Annotated in this window: 14 protein-coding genes, 1 pseudogene and 1 riboswitch; of the genes and pseudogenes, 3 read left to right on the top strand and 12 right to left on the bottom strand. The window is 41.8% G+C overall.

What is annotated here, in order from left to right:
* Position 1 precedes the first annotated feature (1 nt).
* The 5 genes from NYE65_RS15480 to NYE65_RS15460 all read right to left on the bottom strand — a co-directional run bounded on the left by NYE65_RS15480 (position 2) and on the right by NYE65_RS15460 (position 7,672).
* Entirely contained in the window at positions 2-1,216 is a 1,215-nt protein-coding gene (locus tag NYE65_RS15480; RefSeq protein WP_230134450.1) for an ammonium transporter, read from the bottom strand.
* 296 nt (positions 1,217-1,512) lie between these two features.
* Positions 1,513-1,716 carry a YbdD/YjiX family protein gene (locus NYE65_RS15475; protein WP_328176681.1) on the bottom strand — a complete coding sequence of 68 codons (204 nt, stop codon included), beginning with the start codon at positions 1,714-1,716 and terminating at the stop codon, positions 1,513-1,515.
* Between the two features lie 13 nt (positions 1,717-1,729).
* A complete protein-coding gene (locus NYE65_RS15470; protein WP_057278586.1) occupies positions 1,730-3,784 on the bottom strand; it encodes a carbon starvation CstA family protein in 2,055 nt (684 codons plus the stop codon).
* A 374-nt stretch (positions 3,785-4,158) separates the two neighbouring features.
* Positions 4,159-5,949 (bottom strand): ABC transporter ATP-binding protein, encoded by a 1,791-nt coding sequence (locus NYE65_RS15465; RefSeq protein WP_340861190.1) that lies wholly within the window; start codon positions 5,947-5,949, stop codon positions 4,159-4,161.
* Entirely contained in the window at positions 5,924-7,672 is a 1,749-nt protein-coding gene (locus NYE65_RS15460) for an ABC transporter ATP-binding protein (RefSeq protein WP_328176685.1), read from the bottom strand. The genes NYE65_RS15465 and NYE65_RS15460 overlap by 26 nt, the downstream gene beginning before the upstream one ends.
* Before the next feature lie 448 nt (positions 7,673-8,120).
* Here NYE65_RS15460 and NYE65_RS15455 point away from each other — a divergent pair, with 448 nt between their 5' ends.
* Positions 8,121-8,681: a nitroreductase family protein gene (locus NYE65_RS15455; RefSeq protein WP_328176686.1), complete on the top strand. Its 561-nt coding sequence runs from the start codon at positions 8,121-8,123 to the stop codon at positions 8,679-8,681.
* 412 nt (positions 8,682-9,093) lie between these two features.
* On the opposite strand, the gene NYE65_RS15450 is transcribed toward NYE65_RS15455, so the two are convergent.
* The 3 genes from NYE65_RS15450 to queF form a co-directional block, all read right to left on the bottom strand.
* Positions 9,094-9,246 carry a hypothetical protein gene (locus NYE65_RS15450; RefSeq protein ID WP_328176687.1) on the bottom strand — a complete coding sequence of 51 codons (153 nt, stop codon included), beginning with the start codon at positions 9,244-9,246 and terminating at the stop codon, positions 9,094-9,096.
* Between the two features lie 41 nt (positions 9,247-9,287).
* Positions 9,288-10,634, bottom strand: a complete 1,347-nt coding sequence (locus tag NYE65_RS15445) for an aspartate kinase (RefSeq protein ID WP_328176688.1) — start codon at positions 10,632-10,634, stop codon at positions 9,288-9,290.
* A gap of 203 nt (positions 10,635-10,837) precedes the next feature.
* A complete protein-coding gene (queF, locus tag NYE65_RS15440) occupies positions 10,838-11,338 on the bottom strand; it encodes a preQ(1) synthase (RefSeq protein WP_034305880.1) in 501 nt (166 codons plus the stop codon).
* A 104-nt stretch (positions 11,339-11,442) separates the two neighbouring features.
* Positions 11,443-11,488, bottom strand: a riboswitch (PreQ1 riboswitch).
* Positions 11,489-11,618: 130 nt separating this feature from the next.
* Here queF and NYE65_RS15435 point away from each other — a divergent pair.
* Both NYE65_RS15435 and NYE65_RS15430 read left to right on the top strand, forming a co-directional pair.
* Positions 11,619-12,476 carry an EamA family transporter gene (locus NYE65_RS15435; protein WP_230134444.1) on the top strand — a complete coding sequence of 286 codons (858 nt, stop codon included), beginning with the start codon at positions 11,619-11,621 and terminating at the stop codon, positions 12,474-12,476.
* Between the two features lie 247 nt (positions 12,477-12,723).
* Entirely contained in the window at positions 12,724-12,858 is a 135-nt protein-coding gene (locus tag NYE65_RS15430) for a BA3454 family stress response protein (RefSeq protein ID WP_034305885.1), read from the top strand.
* 478 nt (positions 12,859-13,336) lie between these two features.
* Here NYE65_RS15430 and NYE65_RS15425 read toward each other — a convergent pair.
* From NYE65_RS15425 to qoxB, 4 genes and pseudogenes are all read right to left on the bottom strand, one after another.
* A pseudogene (locus NYE65_RS15425) lies at positions 13,337-13,784 on the bottom strand (YfmQ family protein).
* A gap of 319 nt (positions 13,785-14,103) precedes the next feature.
* Complete coding sequence (gene qoxD / locus NYE65_RS15420; RefSeq protein ID WP_034305888.1) at positions 14,104-14,388, bottom strand: cytochrome aa3 quinol oxidase subunit IV; 285 nt, start codon at positions 14,386-14,388, stop codon at positions 14,104-14,106.
* Between the two features lies 1 nt (position 14,389).
* Positions 14,390-14,986 (bottom strand): cytochrome aa3 quinol oxidase subunit III, encoded by a 597-nt coding sequence (gene qoxC, locus NYE65_RS15415; RefSeq protein WP_264640188.1) that lies wholly within the window; start codon positions 14,984-14,986, stop codon positions 14,390-14,392.
* The gene (gene qoxB / locus NYE65_RS15410; RefSeq protein WP_340861189.1) at positions 14,986-16,932 is read right to left on the bottom strand and encodes a cytochrome aa3 quinol oxidase subunit I; all 1,947 of its coding nucleotides are present in this window, start codon (positions 16,930-16,932) and stop codon (positions 14,986-14,988) included. Before qoxB ends, qoxC begins: the two co-directional genes overlap by 1 nt.
* Between the last annotated feature and the right edge of the window lie 36 nt (positions 16,933-16,968).

Below are 16,968 nucleotides of genomic sequence, written 5' to 3'. Positions count from 1 at the left end.
TTTAGATTGATTCGTGATAAGCTTTTTCTCCATGAAGTGTAAGATCAAGCCCCATTGACTCATCTTCTTCACTGACACGCAACGGTACGAAAAGGTTAATGGCTTTAGCAACGATATAAGTGACCACGGCAACGAAGATATAGGTCGCAATGATCGCTACAAGCTGCTTCCACAACAAGTTGAAATCTCCATAGAATAAACCATTTGCACCGCTTTCGTTTACGGAAGTTGTCGCGAACAAACCTGTAGCGATGCCACCCCAAGTCCCGCCGATCCCATGTAATCCGAAAGCATCAAGCGCATCGTCGTAACCCAGTTTATTCTTCAGGAAGAATACGCCCCAGAAACAAACGGCACCGCCGATGACACCGATGATGATTGATGATGCGGGCGTTACGAATCCGCAAGCGGGTGTAATGGCCACCAAACCAGAAATGGCTCCGGATACTGCACCCAGCAATGTTGCCTTTTTATTAGCCATATATTCGACGATCAGCCATCCAATGATACCAGCAGCTGCTGCAACAGCTGTATTAACGAATACATTCATCGCCACTCCATTGATTGTCAGTGCGCTTCCGACGTTGAAGCCGTACCAACCGAACCAAATTAATGATCCTCCAAGAAATGTTAAAGGAAGATTATGCGGCGCACTGTCCCCCGACTCTTTCCTTTTACCTAACATGATTGCCAATACCAAACCTGCAACCCCTGAAGATATATGAACAACGTTGCCACCTGCAAAGTCAAGTGTACCCAGTTCCGCTAACCAGCCTCCACCCCATACCCAGTGTGCAACGGGAGCATATACGAATAAAGACCATAGGATCGTAAAAATCAGGAATGCTGAAAACTTCATCCGCTCGGCAATGCCACCAGCAATGATCGAGACCGTTAAAACGGCAAAAGTCATTTGGAATAACATGAACAAACTATGGGGAATTGTTTCACTGTAAGGTCCAGGTGCAAAACCCACATCCTTTAAACCAACCCAGTCCAGACCGCCCAGAAGTGAATTACCAGGTGAAAATGATAATGAATACCCAATCAGCACCCAAAGAATAGAAATGACAGCCAGAGGCATATAACTATGCATTGCCGTATTCAAGACATTTTTACTTTTTACCATCCCTCCATAAAATAGGGCAATCCCTGGTGTCATTAGCCAAACCATCATCGTCGCCAAAAACATGAATACCGAATCTGCCATTTGCATACTGTTTTTCCCCCTTTTTTATTTATGTTATGTTTATTAACACTATTGTGTTATATTTTTTATCATATATTTAATTTTCTAATAATTCAACTTAATTTTTGTATTTTTCAGAAAAAATGTTAGATTAAATAACATCAATAAGAATAAAGGACCAGCAAATGTGATTTTTTTGGTTTAATAGTTACTTTTCCATCTTCACGACTCCACGTCTGTCACATTTTACCCTCCACTTATTCCCCCCTCGAAAACCATTAAAAAAAGGGCCCTCCTATTGAGGGCCCTTCAATAAATATTCATTAACAGCAACGAGACACTTTCCCACCCTTTGCGTTATACCGTTCATCCTGGGCTTCGCAGAAAAATTCTTTCCTGGTTTTCACGGGATCTTCAGGATGATGCTTTCTCATATGTGACACATACGTATCATAACTTGGCACGCCGACGAGCAAACTGACGAATTGCTTTCTGTAGCTGAGAATTGTAATTATTCTTTTCAACATCGCTTTCCCTCCCTTATGACGACCTTGATACATAAGGCGTTTCATGTAAATCTATTTTCTGGTTCTTCAAGACTTTTATCCATAACCTAATGGCAGAAATCAGGACCGTGATCACCACGATCATGAAGATGGCACATAGGGCAGCATCCACATAATCATTGACGATGACCCGCTTCATCTCGGCCAGATTGGCTGCCGGAGCAAGAACTTCCCCACTATCATAAGCCGCTTTAAATTTATCCTTATGTGCTAAAAAGCCAATTGCCGGGTTTTCGTGGAACAGCTTTTGCCACCCTGCCGTCATGGTCACTATCAACAAGAATGTAGTGGGCACAAGAGTGACCCATGTGTACGCTTTTTTGCCCATTTTGAAAAGGACCGTCGTCCCAAGCAGCAACGCAATGGCGGAAAGCATCTGATTCGCGATTCCAAACAATGGCCAAAGGGTATTGATTCCGCCAAGAGGATCAATGACCCCTTGATAAAGGAAGTACCCCCAACCAATTACACAAATGGCAGTCGCAATTATATTGGGCAGCCATTTATTCGTTTCAGCAAATGGTTTATAAAAGGTGCCGATGATATCCTGTATCATAAAACGTCCCACCCTGGTTCCTGCATCAATGGTGGTCAATATGAACAATGCCTCGAACAGTATCGCGAAATGATACCAGAACGCCATCAGGGACGCCCCCCCAATCACTTGCGAGAAGATATGGGCCATGCCGATTGCAAAGGTTGGAGCTCCTCCAGTACGGGATATAATGGTCTCTTCCCCAACATCGTCTGCAAGGCCGGTAATCATCTCAGGTGTCACAAGGAAACCCCAATCTGATATCGTTGCAGCCACTTGCGCTGGTTCCGTTCCCACAACGGCCCCCGGGCTGTTAATGGCAAAATAGATACCTGGCGTCAATACACAGGCGGCAATCATCGCCATGATGGCTACAAAGGATTCAGTCAACATCGCCCCGTATCCGATTGGACGTGCATGCGATTCGCGTTCAATCATTTTAGGAGTCGTACCTGAGGAAACGAGTGCATGGAATCCCGATACCGCTCCACAAGCGATCGTAATGAATAGGAACGGGAATAAATTTCCGGAAAATACAGGTCCCGTTCCATCGATGAATTGAGTGACGGCAGGCATTTCAAGGCTCGGCATGACAATAAAGATGCCTAGTGCAAGTCCGATGATCGTACCGATTTTCAAGAATGTACTTAAATAATCACGCGGTGCCAATAACATCCATACTGGCAAAACGGAAGCAACGAAACCATAGACAATCAACATGATGGCAATCGTTTCCCCGTCGAAAGTGAACATCGGCGCCAATGTTGCGCTCTCGGCTACAAAACGGCCGAAATATAACGCGAGCATCAAAAGTATGATTCCGATAATCGACCCTTCACCAACCCGTCCCGGCCTTATATAACGCATGTAAATGCCCATAAGGACTGCAATCGGTATGGTCGAGGCAATCGTGAACATTCCCCACGGACTGCCCACCAGCGCTTTTACGACAACCAGGGCAAGTACCGCCAGTAAAATGATCATGATACCGAGGATACCGACCATCGCTATCAAGCCTGTAATCGGTCCAATCTCCTCTTTGATCATTTCTCCCAAAGATTTGCCGTTACGGCGCATCGAACCGAAAAGAATGATGAAATCCTGTACGGCACCAGCCAAAACAACTCCGACTACAAGCCATAGCGTCCCTGGCAAATATCCCATCTGAGCTGCAAGGATGGGGCCTACGAGAGGTCCGGCTCCGGCAATTGCTGCAAAGTGGTGGCCAAACAACACCCATTTGTTTGTAGGTACATAATCTTTCCCATCATTATTCGCTTCCGATGGAGTCTGGCGATTGTCATCTAGCTCAAACACTTTCCGTGCAATGAATTTACTATAAAAGCGGTATGCAATTGAATAAACACAGAGTGCCGCAGTAACAATCCACATGGCATTGATGCTTTCCCCCCGGTTTAGCGCGACGAAACCAAAACTCACCGCACCCAATGCAGATATGATCCCCCAAAGAATAACAGACTTAAGCGCTTTCAATTTTTTCCATCTCCTCTCTATCGATCTAGTGTACAACTATAAAAAACCTTCATTTATAAGGGGCCAGGGCTGTATTTTCCCCCTACCCATTAAATTTAAAGAATTTTATATATATTCTGAATTATATGTTACCGTAAGGTTTTTTAGCAATAGCAATTTAGTCAATTTGTAAAGTATTTTCCATTATTTTGTCGATAATTCCCTCTTTTCCCACTTTGGTGGAATCAATGATTTCAATGCTTTATAAAAATCGTATTGTGTGAACGCATTTTTATAGGGTTCATCATTAAATGTACGGGATGCGATCTCCAGGTTTATGATGCTCATTATGGGACCAACACAAAAAATGTGCGCCGGATGGCACACATTTTTCTTTATCCTATTTGATTTTCCCTTAATGAGCTGCGGTTTAAATCGTAATAAAAACCCCTCTGCCGCAACAATTCATCATGGGATCCTTTTTCAATGATCCTTCCTTCATCAAGTACGAGGATTTGATCACTTTGCTGAATTGTATTCAATCTGTGGGCAATGACAAAACTTGTCCTTCCCTCCATCAAGCGGTGTAATGCTTCCTGAATTTTAAGCTCGGTTATCGTATCTATGCTACTTGTCGCTTCATCCAAAATCAATAAAACGGGATCCGCTAAAATAGCCCTTGCAATCGATAATAGCTGGCGCTGCCCCTGACTTATTCCACTGCCATCTTGATTCAAGATGGTATCGTATTGATCTGGCAGTTTCATGATAAAGGAATGGGCATTGGCAAGCTTGGCTGCATTCACCACTTCTTCATCTTCTGCCTCCAGCCGGCCGTAGCGGATATTTTCACGAATCGTACCTTGAAACAAGAAGGAATCCTGTAAAACGAAGCCCATATGCTTACGGAGGCTGGACCTCATCACCTGTTGGATATCCTGGCCGTCAATCAATATCCGGCCGCTGTTCGGCTCGTAAAAACGGGCAAGAAGATTAATGATCGTGGTCTTACCTGCCCCCGTGGGACCTACAAGCGCGATGGTCTCCCCTTTTTTTGCATGGAAACTAACATCATATATCGTTTGCTCTTCATTATTATACGAAAAGGAAACACCCTCAAAGTCCACCTCACCGCGGACTTCACGAAGTTCAGAAGCCTGTTTCTCATCCACTTCTTCTTCTTTTTCATCAAGTATGGCGAAAACCCGTTCAGCACCGGCAACAGCTGAGAGGAGTGTATTGAATTGGTTAGCCAGGTCATTGAGCGGACGGGTGAATTGCCTTGAGTACTCGGTGAAAATGACAATGACCCCGATGGAAACCGTACCTATGCCATTCAGCGCCAAAAACCCTCCGACAGCGGCTATTACCGTGAAACTTAAGTTGTTCAGTAAATTCATCAGTTTTGGAATCAGCCCTGAGTATGATTGTGATAGGAATCCGGCTTTCTTTAAATTTTCACTCCGGATGATAAAATCACGGATCACTTTATCTTCCTGTGAAAAAGCCTTTACGATCCGTTGTCCGGAAATCGTTTCTTCTATAAACCCATTCAGTTCTCCAAGGTTCTTCTGCTGTGCTTTAAACAGCTTTCCCGTCCTGTTCGTTATCCACCTCAGACCGAAGAACATGAGAGGAACGATGAATAAGGTTAGAATAGTTAATAAAGGGCTCAAATACAGCATGACTCCGATCGTCCCGACAAGTGTCAGCACACTTGAAAAGATCTGGATGACGGAACTATTCAAAGTGGAACTGACATTTTCAATATCATTCGTGACCCTACTCATCAACTCCCCGTGCTGACGCCGATCAAAAAAGGGAATGGACAACTGGTGAAGTTTTTTGAATAGTTGATTGCGCATCGCATAAACCGTATCCTGTGCAATTCCGATCATCCAATAATTCTGAAGCCACATGGATAGGGAATAAAATATGTAGACTCCGAGAAGCCCTAAAAGAAGGCTGATAAGCCCCCCGCTATCTCTTGTGACAATATAATCATCAATGGCCATCCCAACAAGAAAGGGGCCAAGCAATCCCAAAACCGAGCTTATCAGTACCATGAAAAGGACACATAATAGCAGGCTTTTATTCGTTGCCAAGTAGGGAATGATCCTTTTTACCGTATTCCAGGAGTTGACCGGTTTAGACTTTGCCTTATCGGGAGATATTCTTCGACTCAAGCGAAATCCCCTCCTCCCCAAACTGTGAGCGAACGATTTTTCGATAAAGATCGCTTGTTTGCATCAAATCCTGATGTTTCCCCAGCGCAAGGACTTGACCGCTTTCCAGCAACAAGATTTTGTCAGCCTCCATGGCTGTACTGATTTTTTGTGTAATGATGAGCGTTGTGCATGTATAGTCCTTTAAAGCGGCAAGCAATTTACTTTCCGTCTTCAAATCCAGCGCACTTGTACTATCATCCAGAAGGAGAATCTTCGGTTTACGCACCAATGCTCTTGCAATCGATAAGCGCTGTTTTTGCCCTCCAGACAGATTCACTCCTTTTTGCCCTAACTGGGTTTCATATTGCTTCGGAAGTTTCATTACGGTCTCATGGACCTGAGCATGCATGGCCGCACCCATGATTTCCTCCATCGAGGCACCCTCTTTTCCCCAAGCGACATTATTTTTTATGGTCCCCGAAAAAAGCAGGGCCTCTTGCGGTACATAGCCAATCCTGTTCCGCAGCGAATTCAAGGGAATATCTTTCAGATCTTGGCCATCAATTTGAATGGAGCCGCTTTCAACTTCATATAATCTCGGAATCAGCTGAAACAGTGATGTCTTCCCTGATCCTGTCGCTCCTATGATGGCAAGCGATTCTCCCGGATCGATGGAGAAGGTCAGGTTTTTCAATATCGGGGTTTCGGTTCCAGGATAGCGGAAAGATACATCCAGAAACTTAATGCCTCCCCCATTGACGGCCCCACTCTTGCTTGCCGCTTTACCTTCATCAATATCTATCGGGGTTTCAAATATTTCCGTCACACGTTCCGCTGAAGCCTTTGCACGGGAAATGACCATGATCAGCCATGAAAAAACGGAAAGAGATGCCGCTATCCTCGTGGCATAGTTGACAATCGCCACAACTTCCCCTACCTGTATATCTCCCGTTGTTATAAATTCACTTCCAAGCCAGAGAATGATCAGAATCGCCATATTCATGACAAGCATCAGCACAGGCATCGTCGTTTCAATTAAACGAAGGGAAGACACAGTCTTTCTTTTCAACTCTTCATTCGCATCGTCAAATCGGCCGATTTCATGCTCCTTACGAAGAAAAGCTTTGATCAAGCGCATGCCTATCAGGTTTTCCCTCATGACTCCGTTGACATTATCGAGTTTTTTCTGGACGAGCTTAAACAGCTTAGCCGCCCGTTTCATAACCCATCCCAAGAAGAAAACAAGAACCGGAATTGAAATGACCAATACAAGGGATAATTTCAAATCGACCGCAATAGCCATGATCGCTCCGCCGATTACGATCAACGGCGCCCTTGCCATGATACGCAAGCCCATAAAAACCGTATTTTGAAGTTGGGTCACATCATTCGTCATCCTTGTGATCAACGAGGAAGTCGGGATATTATTCAAGTTCGCAAAAGAAAACGCCTGTATTTTACCAAAAAGGCTTGTCCTGACATCATGTCCAAAGCTTTGACTTACATGTGATGCCGTAAATGAATTAACGATCCCGCCAAGAAATGAAAAAACGGAAAGTCCAACCATGACACTTCCCCATTTAATCACCACCGATAAATCTTTCTGCAAAATGCCATCATCAATGATTTTTGCTATAAATAGAGGTTGTAATAGCTCTACCCCGAGCTCGACAATCATTAAAGATAAAGCAAGAATGATCAAAAGCCAGTATGGCTTAAGAAATGAGGACAATTTTTTCATCTATGACACCTTCGATTCTCCGTATGTAAATAGCATCTTTTCATCCTCTCATTATACATTTTTATACAGATTTTTTAAAAGATTTTAACTGTTTTAAAGCATTGGTAAATATCTTAATTTTTTTTTATAAATACCCTTGACAAATAACAGGAAATAAGCGAAAATTCTAATTGATAATGATTTTCAATTTCATTATCGATCTCTGAAATTTGATAAGCAATTACGATATTCTCTTATCGTACCCTTTTGATATTGTACATAGATACAATGTCGCCCCGGCTTCTCTGTGCCTAGTAAAATTATATGCTCATTAGCGAATGCAAGTCACTAGAATATTGCCCCCTCTTTATTCAAGTAATTTATTCACATTGGAAGCATATTAGGCAGCCGGGGATTATTTTTTTTCAACTATTAAACTTACATATATGATTAAAGGAGCAGGATGATCATGAAACTAGAAGATATCATTAAAGAACGGCGCAGCATCAAACGATTTAAGGACATTCCTGTTCCTATTGATACCATCCAATCATTATTGGAAACTTCGACATGGGCACCGAACCATAAAATGACCCAGCCATGGCGCTTCGTCGTGGTGCATGGTGATAGCCGTTTAAAACTCGCAGAAGCAACACGTGCATTCATGGAAGGCAAAGAGAAGGACCCTGAAAAGAAAAAAGCAGCCGGACAGCGAGGATATAATAAACTCATAGGTGTACCGATGTTTGTCGCAGTGATTATGGAAGAGAATCCGAATCCCAGTACACGTGAAGAAGATTATGCGGCTACAAGTGCCTTGATCCAGAATTTCAGCCTGCTTGCCTGGGAACAGGGAATCGGGATGATATGGGAAACATACGGCATGATACACAGCATGGAGTTTCGTGAAGCTTTGGGCGTGAAACCAGGCGAGAAGATCGTCGGCAGCCTTCACGTTGGCTATCCCGATATGATTCCTGCCCCTCGTCCAAGGAACGCGATCGATCAACTCCTGACCGTCATGGACTAACATAAAAGGAAGGCCTCCAATCTTCCAGTTGGAGGCTCAGACTGTAGACAAACTCGATGAAAACCGGGTTTTCTACAGTTTTTTTATGGCTTTTTACAATTTGAATGTTGATTTCCGCTCCAGGCACTCGTTTTTCCCGCAGGAGTCTCGTGCCTTACACTCCAATCACATATAGATAGAACTTATTCCTACATTTTTTTGTATTATATAGAAGTATTTAACCAGGTGATAAGGATGCTTTTTAAACATGATTCTATTCAGCAAGATCAACTTGAAGTAATTACTTAAATCAATTGGTGCCAGTGAATCATTTGGCTCGTAAACTTGATGTGCCATTGACATCTATTTCATTTATAATTTGGTGTAAGATATGTATGGGGTTGGACGTCCCTTTTTATCCGTTTCAAGAGCGTCAACTCCGTTCTCCTCCTATTGCTTTAGCCACCTGAAACAGACGCTCTGAACCCTGCAGCGCGTCTGTTAGCTTGGAATGATTATCCCCACGGTCATTGCCACTACCAAGAAAAAAATCCAGCGTATGTATAGTGATTAAAAGATCAATCACAAAAAACCCCCTTCTAAAAGGAGGTCCCTAAACGCTCATACTCAAAAGAACTCGTGATATAATGCCTGAATTGCCGTCTCTTCGTTGTGCCCTTTCACACCGAACATCATGCTTACCTCCGAAGAGCCTTGATTGATCATCTCAATATTCACCTTTGCTTCAGCCAAGGCTTTTGACGCTCTTGCCGTTGTACCGACATTATGGCGCATTCCTTCCCCTACAACCATGATCAAGGCAAGATCATGTTCCACATTCACTTCATCGGCATGAAGCTCTTTCTTGATTCGGGAAATGATTTTCTTTTCGGTATCCCCTTTCATCTGGTCCTGCCTTAGAATAAGCGTCACATCATCGATGCCTGATGGAATATGCTCATATGAAACTCCATAATCCTCGAGGATGTGCAGCAGTTTCCGGCCAAAACCAACTTCCCGGTTCATCAAATATTTGCTAATGTAAATACTGCAAAATCCTTTATCACTTGCAATCCCAATAACAGGCCCGTTCGTATTATCCCGTGTATTCACAATGCGGGTCCCTTGTGCCGCCGGATTGTTCGTATTCTGGATATGGACAGGTATTCCCGCCCGGAATGCAGGAATCAGCGCCTCATCATGAAATACCGAGAAACCTGCATAAGAAAGCTCACGCATCTCACGATAGGTTAGTTCCCGGATTCCCTTCGGATTGGAAACCACATTTGGATTCACCGCATAAACGGCATCCACGTCCGTAAAGTTCTCATACAAATCAGCTTTGACCCCATTAGCAAGAATCGAACCCGTAATATCGGAACCGCTTCTTGAGAAGGTTAACACATCACCATCTAACGTATATCCGAAGAATCCTGGGAATACAACGATTCCCGGCTCATCACGCAGAGCATATAACCGATCATAAGACTCTGGCAGCACCCTGGTAAATCCACCTTCATCCGTTACGATCAAGCCTGCCTTCTTCGGATTGATATACTGTGCCTCCACTCCAAGGCTTTGGAAATAACCTGCGACCAGCTTCGCATTATTATCCTCGCCACCTGCCTTCAAGGCATCCAGATAGCGCTTTGGGTTCGTTTGATCTGCATGCAGCAGCGCCATTAAATTTTCATGAATCCCTGTGATTACACTCTCGGATATATCCAACTCTTCAGCAATGCTCGCATAGCGGGATACAACATCTTCTATCAAATGCTCTCCGTTATCCCCGCGCAGCTGCTGTTCCGCAGCTTCAATCAATAAATCCGTCACCTTTATATCATCGGAATTGCGTTTTCCTGGAGCAGAAACGACCACAATCTTCCTCTCTGGATCAGAAACAACAATTTCGAATACCTTCCTCAACTGATCACCTGACGCAAGTGAACTTCCACCAAACTTTGCAACTTTCATCTCGACATCCCCTATTTTCGTAAATATTCTGTCAAAATTAACTCTCCCTATTATTACGCTTTTTCTCGAAACAATCAAGTGGAAATTCCATTATGGGAGGACATTTGTACTCTTAAAAAGGACAGAATGACAGAACCACTGATCGAAATTAGCTATAAACTAAAAAAAGACAACGGGCATATGCCCATTGTCCCTCCTATTCTTTAGCGATTATCCACGGTTTCCGGGTATAAGTCATGATTCATCAAGCGGTAATTCGCCATTTCCTCATACTTCGTACCTGGTTTCCCATAATTCGTGTAAGGGTCGATGGAAATTCCGCCCCTAGGTGTAAACTTGCCCCAGACTTCAATATATTTAGGGTCCATCAATTCGATTAAATCATTCATGATGATGTTCATGCAGTCTTCATGGAAATCACCATGATTGCGGAAGCTGAATAAGTAGAGTTTCAAAGACTTACTTTCCACCATTTTCACACTGGGAATATAGCTGATGTAAATGGTAGCAAAGTCCGGCTGGCCCGTGATTGGACATAAACTAGTGAATTCCGGGCAATTGAATTTGACGAAATAGTCCCGGTTCGGATGCTTGTTATCGAATGACTCAAGGATTTCAGGAGCATAGTCGAATGTATATTTTGTTCCTTGATTCCCAAGCAGTGTGATATCTTTTTTTAATTCTTCTTCTTTTCTTCCAGACATGAAAAGTCCTCCTAATCCCACATTTCAGGGAGATTCATAAAATGGGCCTCTATATAACAAAAACCATATCTCCTCAAAGATATGGTTGATTCGCAAAAAATATCAAAGCCATAGTTTTTTTAAGAGGGTGATGCTATGAACCTCTCCCGTTTATCGGGAAATATTTTAAAATTGTCATAGTAAATATAGAAAAAAATATCTAATCTGTCAATCATACATTTTAAATTTGGTTTGATTCCTAAGGGCATTCAGCTTAAAATGTAGAAGAAGTTTATCCTACATGAAGGAAGAGATTAAGTCAATGTGGATTTTTGCAGCACTCATCACGAGTTTATGTTTCGGAATCAATAACAGCATTTTTAAATGGAGCAGCGGAAAAGGGTATTCCAAGATACATATCCAATTTTTCTTTTATTTTTCAGCTTTTATTTTGTCCATTGTTTATGGAGTATTAATGGATGGTTTGCAGCTGAACTGGCTGTCCATCATGCTTGGTGCAGCAATTGGTGTACTGAACGCCAATGGTAACATCCAGATGGCAAGCGCCTTTGAAAAAGGTCCGGCAAGCTTGACATCTCCATTAATCGCAGCGAATGCCATATTCCCCATTCTCTGTGCAGCTTTAATTTTTCACGAACATATTTCTTCCTTGCAGTGGAGTGGAATCGCCTGCATGTTTATCGCTACATTAGTCATCCAATATACACCTAATGCAAAAGGTAATCATCAATATGTCCCATGGATGATGCACACATTACTCTCCATCTTATCTTTTGGTGTGCTCGGCATTCTTATGACGACATCAACACGTCTTCAATTAAACTCCCTTGATATCCTTGTATCAATGTATGGAGGCGGAATGCTTTATCTTCTTTCGGCTCTAGCCTTTAAAAAAGAAAAAATCAAGCTAAAGGAAGTCAAAATCGGTTCCTTAGTAGGCTTTTTAAGCATGATAGGCTATGGATGTTATTTCTTTGCGTTGAACACTGGCATCGCAAGCATCATTTTCCCTGTCGTCAGCCTGAACTGTTTGGTTGTCGTATTCGCTGGATGTTATATATTCAAGGAAAAACTAAAAAACTATCAAATTGCTGGTGTCCTTGCAGCATTAATCGGTATTATTTTAACTAAAATATGAATATAGTTCGTTTTAAAAAAACAACCTGGCTGTCATGTATACAAGCCAGGTCGTTTTTTAAAAAACCTGAAAATGGGGCATGTCAAAAAAAAAGTGTTGACACTTCACTTAAAATATCAGATAATTTTGAATATTAATTCTCACGATTTTAGCTTTTGAAATGTTTGATTATCCTTCTGCTACGGGTATAAAAGAAATAGGTACAACCACCTCATTTAATTCTGAATTAGGAAAGGAAAGATGCATAATGGTAAAAGTTACAGTAACAGTTGATTTCCAAGGAAAATCTTATCAAACTAACGTCCTTGCTAAACCGGGTACTGATCATGAAGTAATTTTACAACAAGCCCTTCATCAAGTTGAAAAACAATGGAAAGCATAAAAAAGCAGGCATCGCAATAGATACCTGCTTTTTTATTCCCTTAAATACTATCCCAAATACTTTTCATATGCACGATTAACGACCCTCTTGCAATCCCCTCCTACTTAATAACACTTTTAATTGTTTTTTTCAAAAGGCACTAAAATCAAGATACCAGTTTGTGTACCAGAATTTTTATAATGAAAAAATATCTTTGAAATGGAATTATATTAAAAGCCTTATAAAAAAGAAGGTATTTTTAAGACGCGTCTCAGCTGCAGACAATTTAACCGTTAATTTCCACTCCAGGCACTCGCTTTCCGCGGGCAGTCCGGGAGCCTCCTCGGTGCCTTTGCGCCCGCGGTGTCTCCCTTGGACTTGGACTCGGACTCGCTTTTCCCGCAGGAGTCCCGCACACCCGCTCCAATCAACTATGTTTTAACCCTTTTGTTTACAAACTCAAAGACGGTCTTTTAAGGACCGTCTTTTTAATGTTCTATTAAACTAAATTTCTTATTAATGGCATGGAACGTTCTTGGAGGCTATCGGAAAACAGACTATAAGATATGAGCTTCTTCTTGTACCGTTTAACTACATCCACGCGGTCGCTGTAAATATATACAAATAAACTAACATCCTTTTGCCTCTTTTAGTATCAATGACCAATGGAGTCCCACTATTTTCTGGATGTAAAAACAATTCCTCATCCCCGGGAATATTTAATTTTCCTTCAAAAATCTAGCGCTATTAACATAATTAATAACTTGAGTTTTTTCTTCACCTTCCAAACGTTTTCCGTCAAAGGTTACGATTGCATTCCCGCCACTAATTTCTGAATGTATTTTAATTTTACTGATAATCCAATTAACTGCATCTGTTTGAAGACAGGAAACCAATATTTTTAACAAACTTAAGATAATTGTCACAATCAAAACCGGCAATGTCAATTCATCATCTCCGCTACATTTATAAATTAATTCTTATATAACTTATTATATCAAGAGTGGCTGATCGTTTTCTTAGTTGATGTGTCCGTTCTATTAACGTTTTACCCCAGTAACACATTGCACTTAAAAACACGGGAATGCTTCAAAAGTGAAAATCACCATTTATAAATATAATGTTGTGAAATGGTTATACTAAACAAATAGATTCAGCCACATCCTTGTTAAACAAACTTCCATGAATGAAATGGATAGGCCAGTATAAGAATTAACATACAAAAAAACTGGACGTCATCAAGACGCCCAGCTTTTCCAGAATCGATTATTGGTATCCCCAAATCATTGTTAGCATTGTACCGAAAATTGTAACCAATGCAACGAACAATCCGTAATAAACGTTTGTGTAAATCGATGCTTTATCTTCAGACTCACCTGCGTGCATGAACATAACTAATTGAAGTGCAGCTTGCATGAAAGCTGTAACAAGAAGGATGATCACACCCATTTTAAGTGAGAGATCAAACATAATAACTGATAGTGCGACCAAAGTCAGGACTAGTGAAAAGGCAAATCCCATAACTTGGCCCCGTGGGAATAATTCTTTCATATTACATCATTCCTTTCAGGTAGACGAAACTGAAGATGAAAATCCAGACAACGTCCAAGAAATGCCAGTAAAGTGAAAAGATGAAAGCCTTGTTTGTTGTTTCTGGAGTCATACCGCGCTTTTTGATCTGCATGATGATGAAGGTTCCCCAGAATAAACCAAGTGTAACGTGAGCTCCATGCGTACCTAGTAATGTAAACAAACTAGATAAGAAAGCACTTGTTTGAATGGTTGCTCCTTCATGTACATACTCCACGAATTCATAAATTTCGACTCCCAAGAAGCCTAAACCAAGAATAAGGGTGATGATGAAGAAACCAATCGTTGCTTTCTGCCTGCCAAGTCTCATTGCATTGATTCCAAGACCAATGGTAAAACTACTGGTTAAAAGAAAGATTGTTTGAAACATCAGGGTTGGCACTTTAAAAAGATGTTCCCCTGTTGGACCATTTCCAGTACCACCAACTAAGACAAAATAAGTGGCGAACAGTGTAGCGAAAAGAGCTATTTCTGCTCCTAGGAAAATCCAGAATCCAAAAATCTTTAAGCGATTTTCTTCCGTGCTATATTCTAGTGGCAGCGAGTTATCTATTTTCATTACTTAGCACCTCGCAATTTATTTTCAGTTTCTTCGATCTCTTCAACAGAGATATAACGTCCGTGATCTTTTTCGAATGAACGGTGAATCATACAAGCAAAGATACCGATCGTTGCAATGATTGCAATGATCCACATGCTGAATACCAATGCAAAGCCCCAAACGAAGAAGATACAGCTCATGATAAACGGCACGCCACTGTTATTTGGCATATGAATCTTTTCTACTTTACCGCCAAATAATTTAAAGCCTTTTTTCTTTGAATCCCAGAATGCTTCTGTAGAAGCAACTGTTGGCACAACTGCAAAGTTATATTCAGGGATTGGAGTATGTGTAGCCCACTCTAGAGAACGTGCATCCCATGGATCGTTTGAAATATTTCTTGATGCATAACGAGTGCTCCAATAGATATTGTACACAATAAGTGCAAAACCTATTGCCAAGCCAATCGCTCCAACGAAAGAGAGCATATTCAATGGACCATACCCTGTTGATTCAGAGTACGTATACATACGACGTGCCTGCCCATCTAAACCAGTGATGAACATCGGGAAGAAGGTTACATTAAAGCCGATTGTAATGAACCAGAACGACCATTTTCCAATTTTTTCGCTCAACATGAAACCGAACATTTTTGGCCACCAGTACGTGAAACCGGCAAGTACGGCAAATACAGTACCAGGGATTAAAACGTAATGGAAGTGAGCTACTAAGAACATTGTATTATGGTATTGGTAGTCAGCACTTGCCATGGCAAGCATTACCCCTGTTACCCCACCGAGCGTGAAAATCGGAATGAAAGCTAAAGAGTATAGCATTGGAACGGTAAATACGATTTTACCTTTCCAAAGTGTGAACAGCCAGTTGAAGATCTTAACACCAGTCGGTACGGCAATTGCCATCGTGGTAATCGAGAAGATTCCATTAACCATTGCACCGTGACCCATTGTATAGAAATGGTGAGCCCATACAATGAAAGATAGAGTAGAAATAGCTACCATGGAGATAACCATCGAATTATACCCGTACAGGTTACGACGTGCAAATGTCGAAATGATTTCACTGTAAATACCGAAAGCTGGAAGAATTACTATATAAACTTCAGGATGTCCCCAAACCCAGAACAAGTTTGCCCAAAGCATATCGCTACCGCCATTGGCCATCGTAAAGAATTGAGTTCCGAATAGACGATCCATTGTCATCAACGCAAGTGCCACTGTCAATACAGGGAAAGCGAAAACGATAATGAAGTTTGTAATCAAGATAGACCATGTGAACATTGGCATTTTCATTAAGTTCAGGCCAGGTGCTCTCATTTTCAAGATGGTTACGATAAAGTTGATACCAGTCAGTAATGTACCGATACCTGCTATTTGAAGTGAAATCGCGTAATAGTTCGAACCGACTGATTCACTGAAATCGTTACTTGCCAGCGGGAAGTAAGATGTCCAGCCTGCATCAGGAGAACCACCGACTACGAAAGAGATGTTAAATAGCATTGCCCCCATGAAGAATAACCAGAAGCTTACTGCGTTCAGACGTGGGAATGCTACGTCACGCGCTCCAATTTGCAATGGAGTAACAATGTTCATTAACCCAATGATAAATGGCATAGCCATGAACAGGATCATGACGACCCCGTGTGTTGTAAATACCTCATTATAATGCTGTCCATCCAAAAGACCGTTATCTGGAATAGCCGTTTGAGCACGCATCATAAGAGCATCGACGCCACCGCGGAAAAGCATAAGCAGTGCTGCCAGGATGTACATGATACCAATACGTTTATGGTCAACCGTTGTTAACCATTCACGCCATAAGTAACCCCATTTTTTAAAATAGGTAATTCCGGCAACAACCGCAATCATGGTTAAACCAATGGCAACCATGGATGCATAAATCGCAGGACTTGGATGAGGTACGGCAAATCGATCAAAGTAATCCATACTTTTGTGACTCCTTTCAGGAAAATATTCCTTATC

Origin of the sequence: Peribacillus sp. FSL R5-0717 (genome assembly GCF_038002945.1) — a bacterium.
Lineage (GTDB): Bacteria > Bacillota > Bacilli > Bacillales > DSM-1321 > Peribacillus > Peribacillus frigoritolerans.
The sequence above is the reverse complement of the archived record's forward strand: the minus strand, read 5'-3'. Positions and strand labels throughout refer to the sequence as shown.

What these genes read in the sequence shown, in the direction of transcription:
- NYE65_RS15435 (WP_230134444.1), top strand. Translation starts at nt 11,619, where the DNA reads ATGAAGGAAGAGATTAAGTCAATGTGGATTTTTGCAGCACTCATCACG.
- NYE65_RS15480 (WP_230134450.1), bottom strand. Translation starts at nt 1,216, where the DNA reads ATGCAAATGGCAGATTCGGTATTCATGTTTTTGGCGACGATGATGGTT.
- NYE65_RS15455 (WP_328176686.1), top strand. Translation starts at nt 8,121, where the DNA reads ATGAAACTAGAAGATATCATTAAAGAACGGCGCAGCATCAAACGATTT.
- qoxB (WP_340861189.1), bottom strand. Translation starts at nt 16,932, where the DNA reads ATGGATTACTTTGATCGATTTGCCGTACCTCATCCAAGTCCTGCGATT.
- queF (WP_034305880.1), bottom strand. Translation starts at nt 11,338, where the DNA reads ATGTCTGGAAGAAAAGAAGAAGAATTAAAAAAAGATATCACACTGCTT.
- NYE65_RS15460 (WP_328176685.1), bottom strand. Translation starts at nt 7,672, where the DNA reads ATGAAAAAATTGTCCTCATTTCTTAAGCCATACTGGCTTTTGATCATT.
- qoxC (WP_264640188.1), bottom strand. Translation starts at nt 14,986, where the DNA reads ATGAAAATAGATAACTCGCTGCCACTAGAATATAGCACGGAAGAAAAT.
- NYE65_RS15475 (WP_328176681.1), bottom strand. Translation starts at nt 1,716, where the DNA reads ATGTTGAAAAGAATAATTACAATTCTCAGCTACAGAAAGCAATTCGTC.
- NYE65_RS15445 (WP_328176688.1), bottom strand. Translation starts at nt 10,634, where the DNA reads ATGAAAGTTGCAAAGTTTGGTGGAAGTTCACTTGCGTCAGGTGATCAG.
- qoxD (WP_034305888.1), bottom strand. Translation starts at nt 14,388, where the DNA reads ATGAAAGAATTATTCCCACGGGGCCAAGTTATGGGATTTGCCTTTTCA.
- NYE65_RS15430 (WP_034305885.1), top strand. Translation starts at nt 12,724, where the DNA reads ATGGTAAAAGTTACAGTAACAGTTGATTTCCAAGGAAAATCTTATCAA.